The 11862-nt window shown below is 71.3% G+C and carries 5 protein-coding genes and 3 pseudogenes; all 8 read right to left on the reverse strand.

The window, feature by feature from the left end:
- Positions 1 to 4771, reverse strand: a pseudogene (locus PGN37_RS19845) (SDR family NAD(P)-dependent oxidoreductase).
- The gene (locus PGN37_RS19850; protein ID WP_335332719.1) at positions 4768 to 6516 is read right to left on the reverse strand and encodes an AMP-binding protein; all 1749 of its coding nucleotides are present in this window, start codon (positions 6514 to 6516) and stop codon (positions 4768 to 4770) included. The pseudogene PGN37_RS19845 and the gene PGN37_RS19850 overlap by 4 nt, the downstream one beginning before the upstream one ends.
- 96 nt (positions 6517 to 6612) lie before the next feature.
- Positions 6613 to 10752: a type I polyketide synthase gene (locus PGN37_RS19855; protein ID WP_335332720.1), complete on the reverse strand. Its 4140-nt coding sequence runs from the start codon at positions 10750 to 10752 to the stop codon at positions 6613 to 6615.
- 21 nt (positions 10753 to 10773) lie between these two features.
- A pseudogene (locus PGN37_RS19860) lies at positions 10774 to 10839 on the reverse strand (hypothetical protein); the annotation flags it as partial.
- Positions 10829 to 10948 carry a hypothetical protein gene (locus PGN37_RS19865; protein ID WP_335332721.1) on the reverse strand — a complete coding sequence of 40 codons (120 nt, stop codon included), beginning with the start codon at positions 10946 to 10948 and terminating at the stop codon, positions 10829 to 10831. The gene PGN37_RS19865 and the pseudogene PGN37_RS19860, both read right to left, overlap by 11 nt.
- On the reverse strand, positions 10948 to 11076 hold the full coding sequence (locus PGN37_RS27355; protein ID WP_442932967.1) for a hypothetical protein: 129 nt from the start codon (positions 11074 to 11076) through the stop codon (positions 10948 to 10950). The genes PGN37_RS19865 and PGN37_RS27355 overlap by 1 nt, the downstream gene beginning before the upstream one ends.
- Positions 11018 to 11684: pseudogene (locus tag PGN37_RS19870) on the reverse strand (polyketide synthase). The gene PGN37_RS27355 and the pseudogene PGN37_RS19870 overlap by 59 nt, the downstream one beginning before the upstream one ends.
- A partial coding sequence (locus PGN37_RS19875) for a hypothetical protein (protein WP_335332723.1) occupies positions 11677 to 11862 on the reverse strand: 186 nt, incomplete at its 5' end. The gene PGN37_RS19875 and the pseudogene PGN37_RS19870, both read right to left, overlap by 8 nt.

An 11862-nucleotide genomic window follows, 5' to 3' on the forward strand; every position in this document is an offset into this window, starting at 1 on the left:
TCAATTCAATCGTTCCGAGAGCCTGGCCAGCAGTTCGTCTTCGGCCAGGTCGTCGTAGGCGTCGTCCTCAGGGTCCCCGATGACGTCAGCACCGGGGCTGCCGGCGACCTCGTCGTCGTTACCGGCGGTCCCGATTATCTCAGGCAACACCGACGCCAGATAATCGGTGAGCGCCTCGATGGTCGGATAGTCGAAGACGACCGACGCGGGCAGGACCTCCCCCAGGCTTTCGCTCAGCGAGCGCTGCAACGTTACGCTCATCAGCGAATCCATGCCGAATTGGAAGAACCCGACCGTGGGGTCCAGCGTGTGGGCCGAGGCCAGGCCCATCGCCGCGGCCACCTGGGCCACGACGTGATCGGCCAGCAAATCCCTGCGGTGTTCAGCGGGCGCGTCGCGCAACGCGGTTCGAAACGCCGTGTCACCGGTCGAGGCCGTCGCCGTGGGATCGTCGGCCAGCAGATCGTCGAGGATGTGCAGCTGCGCCCGGGTGTGGTACGCGGCGGCCAGGCGCGGCCAGTCAGCAGCGACCACCGTCGCCCGCGCGGGTGCGCCGGGCCCGGTGACCAGCCGCAGAGCCGAGATCGCGATGTCGTCGGGCATCGGCTCGAGACCGGACTCCGCGGTGGCCTGCTTCTCGAAGCCGGTCTGCACGTCGGCCAGTGACTTCCACAGCCCCCAGTTGATCGCGCAGGCCGGCAGCCCCGCGGCGCGGCGGGCGAACGCGAACGTGTCCAGGAAGGTCGTCGTCGCGGCGTAGTGGGCCAGCCAGCGGGAGCCCAGCACACCCGAGATCGACGAGAACAGCACGAACTGGTCGACGGGCTGATCCAGCGACAGTGCGTGCAGCAGCGCGACCGCGTCCATCTTCGAGCGGAACATCGCGACGACGTCGTCGCGGGTCATGTCCGCCAGCGTCACCGGCCCACCGCTCATCGCGGCGAGATAGACCCCACCCAGCGGGGGCAGGTCGGCACCGAACCGGTCGAACACCGCGCGCAGGGCCGTCTCGTCGGCGGCATCGGCGGCCGCGGTGACGACCGTCGTCCCCGTCGCCGCCAGCCGTGCAATCAGCTCGTCGAGCCGACCCCCCGGGTTACGCGACACGGCGACAACGGTTTTCGCGCCCATCGCAGCGAGCTCTTCGATCAGGCGGGGTCCGATGTTGCCGGTCGCGCCGATCACCAGGTGCGCCTTGTCGGGATCCAGCCTGGTGGCTTCCGGTGCGGTCGGCAGCTGGCGCACCAGCCGTGCCACCCGGCGCGCACCTGCTCGGTAGACCACCTGGTCCTCGCCGTCGCCGGCGTGCGCCTCGGCGAGCACCCAGCGGGCGGTCACCGGAGCGGGCACCGACGCGTCGACGTCGATCAGGCCGCCCCAGATCTCGGGGTGCTCGAGGGCCAGCGTGCGGCCGAGCCCCCACAGCACGGCCTGCGCCGGGTTGGCGCGGTCCCCCTCGTCGACCGGCTGGGCATTGCGGGTCAGCAGGTAGACCGCGGGCGGGGTCGGACTGCCCGCAGCGGCCGCGGCGATCGCGCGGCCCGTCTCGAACAGGTCGTAGCCGAGGTCATCGGAGTCGCTCGGGGCGTAGAGCACATGGGTCGCGGCGGCCACCGCGGCGGCCAGACCGTCGTCACCGGCGGCGCGGGTGCTCACCGGAGCGCCCAGCAGACGGGCCATCTGGTCGCCGACGCGGGCGTCGCCCACCACCAGCCATCGACCGTTTCGGCTCGAATCAGATTGCGTGACAAGTGGTTTCACCGGCCACGTCAGTGCGTAGAACCACTCCGCGGGCACGGTGGCGTCGGCGGGCAGCGTGCCAGGCCGGGCCTCGGCGGCGCGACGCAGCGGCCGCACATCCACCCAGTGCCGGGTGTGCTGCCACGGGGTGGCGGGCAACACGACGTGCGGCTCGCCGTGATGCGGCGTCTGCGGCGGCCGCGTGGTGTGGGTGGCGTTGAGGTTCGCGTGGAACGTGACGGTGTCGTCCGCGTCTCGGGCGAGGGTGCCCAGCGACAGGATGCCGGCCTCCTCGGCCAGGGTCGCGGCCATCGGTTGACCCATCGTGGCGTGCGGGCTGATCTCGACGAAGGTGCCGTGGTCGGCGGCCGCGGCGACGACGGCCCGGCTGAACCGCACCGGCTGGCGCACGTTGGCGACCCAGTAGTCGGCGTCGAGAGTGGGCGCCTGTGCGGGATCCACGACCGTCGACAGGAACTGCAGCGTGGGTGCGGCGGGCGTGATGTCCGAGAGTGCGGCACCGATGTCGGCCAGCACCGGGTCCATCAGCGCGGTGTGGGACGCGACGACCATGTTGACGCGGCGGGCGAACGCGTTCTGTGCGCTGACCGCGGCGATCACCGCGTCGACCTCGTCGGGTAGACCCGCGACGACGGTCTGGCGCGGGGACGGGTAGCCGGCGATCTCGACGCTGGGGTACGTCGCGATGTGCTCGGCGGCGGTGTGCTCGTCGACCGCGAGCAGCGCGACGGCGCCCTGACCGGCGAGCCGCGACATGATCGAGGAGCGGGCCGCAATCACCGTCAGACCATCAGCCAGGCTCAACGCCCCCGCGACCACCGCCGCGGTCACCTCACCCATCGAATGCCCGATCACCGCATCCGGATGCACCCCGTAGGAGCGCCACAACTCGGTCAACGCCAACTGCAGACCCATCAGCACCGGCTGCACCTCGGCATCACCGCTGACCGGACGACCCTCGGCGATCACCTGCTGCAGCGAGAAGCCCACCTTCTCCACGAACACCGGCTCGATCTCGGCCAACGCCGCCGCGAACGCCGGCTCATCGGCCAGCAACTGCCGACCCATGCCCGCCCACTGCGACCCCTGCCCCGAATACACGAAGACCGTGCCCGGCTTCGGAACGGTGGCGCCCGCCGGGACCACACCGGCGGCGGACTGGCCTGCGGCCAGCGCCTGCAGACCGGCGAGCGCATCGGTGCGGGTGCGCGCGACGACTGTCGCGAACGTGGGGTGCTGCGAGCGGTGATGGTTCAGCGCGTGCGCGACGTCGGTCAGCGACGCCTCCGCGCCAGCGCCGGCCAACCACTGCGCCAGCATCCCCGCCTGCGCGGCGACCCGCTGCGGCGTGCGGCCCGAGACCACCAGAGTGGTGACCACGGCGTCGTCCGGTACGTCGGCAGGCACCGCCACCGGCGGCTGCTCGATGACGACGTGGGCGTTGGTGCCACCGAACCCGAACGACGAGATCCCGGCCCGGCGCGGCCGACCGGCCGGCGCCCAGTCGGTGTGCTCGGCGACCACGGCCAGCCGCAGCTTGTCGAACGGGATGTGCGGGTTCGGGGTCTCGTATCCGCGGTTGGCGGGAATCATGTTGTGCTGCAACGCCAGAACGGCCTTGGCGAATCCGGCGATGCCGGCCGCGGCCTCCAGGTGCCCCAGATTGGACTTCACCGCGCCGACCAACAGCGGCCGGTCCGCTGGCCGCCCCTTGCCCAGCACCGTGCCCAGCGCCCGGGCCTCGATCGGATCACCCAGCAGGGTGCCGGTGCCGTGCGCCTCCACGTAGTCGACCTCGCGCGGGTCCACTCCGGCGGTCGCGTAGGCCGCGCGCAGCACGGCCATCTGCGCCGATGGGTTCGGCGCCATCAACCCGTTGGACCGACCGTCCTGGTTGACCGCCGACCCGCGGATCACCGCCAGCACCCGGTCACCATCGCGCTGCGCGTCGGACAGGCGCTTGAGCACCGCGACCCCCGCAGCCCTCGCCACGGACGAACCCGTCCGCGGCGGCGTCGAATGCGTGGCACTGCCCGGTCTTCGACATCGCCTCGGCCTGGTCCAGGCTGCGCGTACCCGCGGGTGACAGCAGCAGGTTCACTCCGGCCGCCAACGCGACGTCCGAATCGCCGGTCCGCAGGCTCTGGCACGCCAGGTGAATCGCCACCAGCGACGACGAACACGCCGTGTCGACCGTGACCGACGGGCCGCGGAAATCGAAGAAGTAGGAGATGCGGTTGGCGATGATGCTGATCGATCCGCCCGTGCTGTACCAGGCGTCGATCGCGCTCAGGTCCGCGGCGCCCAGCTGCGCGTAGTCCGCAGCGCTCGCCCCCGCGAACACCCCGGTGCGGGTCTCGGCGAGGGTGTCGGCCGGAATGCCTGCGTTCTCCAGCGCCTCGTGGGTGACCTCCAGCAGCAGCCGCTGCTGCGGATCCATCCGCATGGCCTCGCGCGGGATCACCTCGAAGAATTCGGCATCGAAGGCGTCGACGTCGCGCAGGTAGGAGCCCCATCGGGTGGTGTTCGCCAGCGCGGCCGCACCGTCGGCCGTGCCGTCGTCGAACGCCGCCCACCGCTCGGCCGGCACCTCGACCACCGAGGACCGGCCCTCGGTCAGGAAGTCCCAGAACGCGTCCGGACCCTCGATGTTGCCCTCAGCCCCAGCGCCGCCCGGGAGCCGCAGCCCCAGCCCGACGACGGCGATCGGCTCGTCGGTCGATGCCCCGGCGCGCACCCCGACCGGACCTTCGACCGGCTCGACCTCGCCGCCGGTCAGGAACTTCGCCAGCGCGTCGACCGTCGGGTACTGCCAGAAGTCCACCGGCGACACCGGCCTACCCAGGTACTCCGACAGCACGCCGGTCAGCACCACGGCGTCGCGCGAGCCGACCCCGAGGTCGTGCATCGAGGCGCCGCGCGCGATGTGCTCAGGACTGCAACCGTTGTTCTCAACCAGGTAGTCGGTCAACCAGCGACGAACAGCAGCCTCGTCGAAAGCAGAGGTCATCTAGTGGCGTCCAACCGGTTGAACTTGTTGTCGCGGTACAGGTCTGCGCTCATCGCGCGACGCACCTTGCCGCTGGTGGTCAGCGGCAGCGAGCCGGGCGGCACCAGTGCGAAGTCCGCGAGCCGCACGCTGTGGGTCATCGAGATCGCCGAGGTGACCTTCTGCGTGACCGCGTCCAGCTCCGCCGGGTCGACCTGCTTCTTCAGCTCGGCGATCACCACCAGCTTCTCGCTGGCGCCGTCGGGTACCGAGATGGCCGCGACCCGGCCGCCGGTGAACTCCGCGACGGTCCCCTCGATGTCGTCCGGGTAGTGGTTACGGCCGTCGACGATCAGCAGGTCCTTGATGCGGCCGACGATGTAGAGCTCGTCGTCGAACACCACGCCCAGATCGCCGGTGCGCAGCCACGGACCCTTCGGGGTGTCGCCGCTCGGGTCGGCGAGCTGCCCGGAGAACAGCTTCTGGGTCAGCTCGGGGTTCTGGTAGTAGCCGCCGGCAACGTGCTCACCGTGCAACCAGACCTCACCGATCGTGCCGGCCGGGTTCTCGGTCAGCGTCTCCGGATCTACCACCCGCACCGTGGTGGTCCGCGGAACGCCCAGCCCGATCTGCTCGGTGCCGTCATCGGCGACCTCGCTGCGCTCGGCCTGTCCCGCAGCCAGCTTCTCGTAGTCGAAGCGCACCGACGTCGGCGGGCGGCCACCCGCCGAGGCCACCACGTACACCGTCGCCTCGGCCAGACCGTACGACGGGCGCATCGCGGCATCGGGCAGCCCGAACGCGGCGAAGCGCTCGTTGAAGCGCCGCACCGTAGAGCCGTGCACCCGCTCCGCGCCGTTGATCATCACCGCGACGGTGCTCAGATCCTTGCCGGCCATGTCGTCGTCGCTGGTGCGCTTGACGGCGAGCTCGAACGCGAAGTTCGGGGCCGCGGTGAACGCGCTGGAATGGGAGCCCAGCAGCTGCATCCACCGCGCCGGCTTCTGCATGAACGAGATCGGGCTCATCAGCGCGGCGGGCGTGCCCAGCATGATCGGGATGAACACCCCGACGATCAGACCCATGTCGTGGTAGAAGGGCAGCCACGACACGACCGTGGTGTCCTCGGGCGCGCGTCCGTCCGGGTAGGCCTCGTAGTAGTCGGTGAGCAGCTCGGCGACGTTGACCAGCACGTTGCGGTGGCTCACCACCACACCGGCGGGCAGCCGCGTCGACCCCGACGTGTACTGCAGGTAAGCGGTCTTCGGCAGAGCCACCGGCGCGGCCGGACGCAGCGGCGAGTCGAAGTCCAGCGTGTCGACCTCGAGAAACTTCGGCGCGCGCTGGCGGTCGAGCTGGCCGTAGTGGCGGATGTCGTCGACGACGGCCGAGGTGGTCAGCACGGCGACGGGCTGGGAGTCCTTCATCGCGCCGGTGACACGCTCGTCGTGCTGGCGCAGCTGCGGCATGGTCAGCGGGACCGCGATGAAGCCGGCTTCGATGGCACCGAGGAAACCGATGATGTACTCCAGGCCCTGCGGAGCCAGGATCACCGCGCGGTCCCCGGGTGAGCCGAGTGTGGCCAGCTTCGCGGCCACCACCCGGACCCGGTGATGTACCTCGGACCAGGTCAGCGTCTCCGAGATGCCCGCGGGATCGGCCTCGAAGTCGAAGAACGTGTACGCGTCATCGTCGGGCTGCTGCTGCGCACGGTCGGCGAGGAGCGCGGGAATGGTCGTCACGGTGGGCGCCGTCAGTGCTGGCATCAGTGGTCCTTTCGCAAACATCTCCCGACATGGTCTCGCGAGTCGGGTCGATCCGGGAAATTCGGGTGGTTCCGTCGCATCGGCACGCTCGTGCGATCAGTTCGACTCGACGCTGTCGAACAGCGAGTCCAGCAGGCTGTCCTCGTCGTCATCGTCGTCGGCCGTGGCCTCGTCGCCGGCGGCCTCCGGGTTCAGCTGCTGGGCCAGGTAGCCGGCGAAGCTGTCGATTGTCGGGTGGTTGAACAGCATCGTCGCCGACAACTCCAGCCCGACCAGGCGCTCGATCTCCCGGCGGATCGACATCGCCATGACCGAGTTCAGGCCCATCTCCGCGAACGGCCGATCCGTCAGCACATCGCTCTCCGGCAGCCGCAGCTCGGTGGCGAGGATGCCGCGCAAACCGTCACGAAGCTCGGCGAGCAACTCGTCACCGTCGAGCGCCGCCCAGTTCCGCGTCGGCGCGGCCGGGCGGTCTGCGGTGACCGCGGCGGCGTCCTGCGCCGAACTCATCGGGGCCATCACGACCTGATCGATGTCGAACCGGGTGACGTGGTCCCACGCCGCGAACGCCTCACCCGGTGCCACGGGCCGCGAGCCCACCCGCTCCAGCTCGGACACCACGACCTGGGCTTCACCACCGAAACCGAGGCCACGCCACGCGACCCAGTCCAGGCTGACGATGTTGTCGCCCTGGGCATGCCGGGCCCGGGCCAGCGCGTCGAGGTAGGCGTTGCCCGCGGCGTAGGCGCCCTGGCCCGGGATACCGAACACCGCGCCCGCGGACGCCGCCAGGTACAAGAAGTCCAGTGTCTGCGGGCCGAAGAGGTCCGCGAGCACCTGGGCGCCGGCGATCTTCGGCCACACCGTGCGGTGCACACGCTCGGGTTCCAGCTCGGTGAGCAGCTGGGCCTCGGTCATGCCCGCAGCGTGGATGACACCGCGGATCGGCGGCGCGCCGTCGGCGTCACGGCGGTCCAGCAGTGCGGCCACCGCGTCGCGGTCGGCGATGTCGACCGCGACCGTGTCAACACTGACCCCACGCAGCTCGAGCGCGCGGATCGCGGCGATCTTGTGCTGCACGTCGGGGTCGGTGACAGCGCCGGTCTGAATGGCCCACTCGCGGCGCGGCGGCAGCGCGGTACGACCCGCCAGCACGACGCGGCGCGCGCCCCGGTCGGCGAGCCAGTCGGCCATCAACAGACCCAACACGCCCATGCCGCCGGTGATCAGATAGGCGGCGTCGGGCCGACAATGCAGCGTGTCGCGCACCGGCGCATCGGTGAGCTCGGCCAGCGTCGGGGTCAGCAGTGCGCCGTCGCGCCACAGAGCCACCGACTTGACCGGGCCGGCCAGCGCCGGAACCAGCGCGTCGACCGAGGCGTCGGCGCCGGTCTCGGGGACGTCGATCAGGCCACCCCAGAGCTGCGGCTGCTCGGCGCCGACGACGCCGGCCACGCCCCACAGCGGGCTCTGTCGCAGCGCGGCCTCGGTGGCGGATTCGAAGACCCCCTGCGTGATGACCCACAGCGTCGCGGGGTGTCGCGGCTCGCGATCGGCGAGCGTGACGACCAGCTCCCCCACCTCCGTGGTGAGCCGGACCGCGGTCTCCTGGGCCGACGGACCGTCGGAGTCGGCGACGTAGACGACGGTGCGGGCCTCGGCCACCTCGGCCGTCGGGCCGACAGCTGCACGCAGCGCGTCGGCGAGGGTTCCGGAGCCGACGACGGCGACAGATCCGGTGTCGGTACCCGGGGCATCGCTGGTCCAGGGCTGCCAGTCCAGTCGATGGGCGATGCGGCGCGGTTCGGCAGCGGCCGGCGCTGCATCGTCGACGTCGACGGCGGCGTAGCGCACGCCGCGCAGGTCGGCGACCACGGTGCCGTCAGCGGATTCGACGGACAGGTCCACGACGAGGGCGTCATCAACTCGGCCTCGGTGACGGGTCACGACGGTGCCGCGTCCCGTGCCCGGCTCTCCGACGATGAACTGCTCGATCGCGGCAGGCACCATCAGTCCGGGGGTGGACGCGTCGACGAGACGGCCCAGGTTGACGGCGGCGTCCAAGGCGGCCGCCAGCGGCGCCCCGGGAGCGTCCGCGAACGTCACCTCGGTGCGCGCGTCACCGCGCGACTGCGTGTGCCCGTTCACGGTCCAGGGATAGGCCAGGCCCTCGATCCCCCAGGCTTGATGCAGTTCGGTGAGCGCGCTGGGGTCGTAGCCCGCCACGTCCGATCCGCCCGGCGTGGCGGAGCCGACGGCCTCGCGGCTGATCCGCGCGCTGACGTGCCGCATCCATCGGCGATCCCCGGTGTCGGTGCCGGTGTCGTCACCGGTGGCCGACGAGATGGTCACGACGTCGGCGTCGGCGTAGACCTGCACGACTCGCGGCGCGTCGAGGGCGATCGGGAACTCGAAGCGCACATCGGCGAGCGCGGCAGCACCGACCCGCTCGGCTGCCAGCGCAAGCGTCTGCAACAGCACCGACAGCGGCACGATCTCGGTGCCGGCGAACCGATGCAAACGCGGATACGGTCGTGCCTGCGGCGTCAGCCGGGCCTGCCACAGGTTCCCGGGCTGCGGACCGGCGACCACGGTGTGGCCACCCAGCACGGTGCCCGGGCGCGGCGCGGTCGCCCCCGACGACCTGGGTGTGCGGATCGCCCAGTGCCGGGTGCGGTGCCACGGCGTGGTCGGGAGTCCGATGCGCGGGCCGCCCTGATGCGACGGGTGCTCGGTCTCGGGCGCATGCGTGGTGTGGGTGGCGTTGAGCGTGGCGTGGAACGACACCGTGTCGTCGCCGTCGCGGGTCAGCGTGCCCAGCGCGTGATGGTGTCCGGTGGTGAGCGTGTCGGCGACGGCGTAGGTCAGGATCGGGTTGGGGCTGATCTCGACGAACGTGCCGATCTCCTGCGCGGCGGCGGTCACGGCCCGGCTGAACTGCACCGGCCGGCGCACGTTGGCCACCCAGTAGTCGGCGTCGAGCACGGGATCCTGCTCATCGACGACGGTCGAGAGGAACGGGATGGACGGCGTGCGCGGTGTGATGGCGGCGAAGGCGTCGCGCAGATCCGGCAGCACCGGGTCCATCAGCGCGGTGTGGGAGGCGACCTCCATGTTGACGCGGCGGGCGAACCGGTCCTGCGCGGCGACGGCGGCGATCACCGCGTCGACCTCGTCAGACAGCCCCGCCACCACGGTCTGGCGCGGCGACACCAACCCGGCGATCTCGACGCTCGGGTAATCGGCGACCAGCGCTTCGGCGGCGTCGGGGTCGAGTTCGACGAGCGCGACGGCGCCCTGGCCGGCGAGCCGCGACATGATCGACGAGCGGGCCGCGATCACCGTCAGACCATCAGCCAGGCTCAACGCCCCCGCGACCACGGCCGCGGTCACCTCACCCATCGAGTGCCCGATCACCGCATCCGGATGCACCCCGTAGGACCGCCACAACTCGGTCAACGCCAACTGCAGACCCATCAGCACCGGCTGCACCTCGGCATCACCGCTGACCGGACGACCCTCGGCGATCACCTGCTGCAGCGAGAAGCCCACCTTCTCCACGAACACCGGCTCGATCTCGGCCAACGCCGCAGCGAACGCCGGCTCATCGGCCAACAGCTGCCGACCCATCCCCGCCCACTGCGAACCCTGCCCCGAATACACGAACACCGTGCCCGGTGTGCACGCCCCGATGTGCGGGCCGACGACGCCGGGCGCCGTCTGGCCTGCGGCCAGCGCCTGCAGACCGGCGAGCGCCTGCGCGCGATCGCGCGCGACGACGGTGGCGAACTTGTTGTGGTGCGAGCGGTGATGGTTCAGCGCATCCGCGACGTCGGCCAGCGACGCCTGTGCGCCCGCACCGGCCAACCACTGCGCCAGCATCCCGGCCTGCGCGGCGACGCGCTCGGGTGTGCGGCCCGTCACAACGAGCGTGGTGACCGCAGGCTCGTCGGCCGGGGCCGGTGCGGCCGCTTTCGGCGCCTCTTCGATGACGACGTGGGCGTTGGTGCCGCCGAACCCGAACGACGAGATCCCGGCCCGGCGCGGCCGACCGGCCGGCGCCCACTCCGTGTGCTCCGCGACCACCCGCAGGCGCAGATTGTCGAACGGGATGTGCGGGTTCGGGTTCTGGTAGCCGCGGTTGGCGGGGATCGTGTCGTGTTTGCAGTGCGAGCACGGCCTTGGCGAATCCGGCGATGCCGGCCGCGGCTCGAGATGCCCCAGGTTCGACTTCACCGCACCCAGCAGCAGCGGGGCGTCGGCGGGGCGGCCGCGGCCGAGAACCGTGCCCAGCGCGCGGGCCTCGATCGGATCACCCAGCAGCGTGCCGGTGCCGTGCGCCCTCCACGTAGTCGACTTCGCGGGGCTCGACGCCCGCCGCGGCGTAGGCCGACCGCAGCACGGCCATCTGCGCGGCCGGATTCGGCGCCATCAGGCCGTTGGACCCGGCCGTCCTGGTTGACCGCCGATCCACGGATCACGGCGAGAATGCGGTCTGCCGTCACGCTGGGCGTCGGACAGGCGCTTGAGGACCGTCACGCCGCAGCCCTCGCCGCGCACGAATCCCGTCGGCGGCGGCGTCGAACGCGTGGCACTGCCCGGTCTTCGACATCGCCTCGAGCTGGTCGAAGCTGCGGGTGACCGCGGGCGACAGCACCATGTTGACCCCGGCAGCCAACGCGACGTCCGAGTCGCCGGCACGCAGGCTCTGGCACGCCAGGTGGATCGTCACCAGCGACGACGAGCACGCCGTGTCGATGGTCATCGACGGGCCGCGAAGATCGAAGTAGTAGGACACCCGGTTGGCGATGATCGACAGGGCGCCGCCGGTGCCCGACCACGAGTCGACGTCGCCGAGGTCCGTGGTCGACAGGTAGCCGTACTCCCCAGGCATGCGGCCGCGAACACACCGGTCTGGGTGTGCCGCAGGCTGTGGGCCGGGATGCCGGCGTGCTCGAGCGCCTCGTGGGGTGACCTCCAGCAGCAGCCGCTGCTGCGGAGTCCATCTTGTCGGCCCTCGCTCGGCGAGATCTCGAAGAACTCGGCGTCGAACGCGGTCGACGTCCACGCAGGAACGACCCCCACCGGGTGGTTGCCGGCGAGCGCGGCGGCGCCTCGGGCGAATCGATGCGGAACGACTCCCAGCGGTCGGCGGGCACCTCACGCACCGCGGAGCGGCCCTCGGTGAGGAACTGCCAGTACTGGTCCGGAACCTTCGAGGTTGCCGTCGTCGCCGGCAGCCGGAGCCCCGAGACCGATGACCGCGATCGCGTCGTCGTAGTCGGCCCGACCACCCTCAGCCGCCGCGCCACGGGGCTTTCGATGGGATCGACCTCGCCGCGGTGA

Origin of the sequence: Mycobacterium kyogaense (genome assembly GCF_036946525.1) — a bacterium.
GTDB lineage: Bacteria > Actinomycetota > Actinomycetes > Mycobacteriales > Mycobacteriaceae > Mycobacterium > Mycobacterium kyogaense_A.

What these genes read in the sequence shown, in the direction of transcription:
- PGN37_RS19850 (WP_335332719.1), bottom strand. Translation starts at nt 6,516, where the DNA reads ATGCCAGCACTGACGGCGCCCACCGTGACGACCATTCCCGCGCTCCTC.
- PGN37_RS19865 (WP_335332721.1), bottom strand. Translation starts at nt 10,948, where the DNA reads ATGGCGCCGAATCCGGCCGCGCAGATGGCCGTGCTGCGGTCGGCCTAC.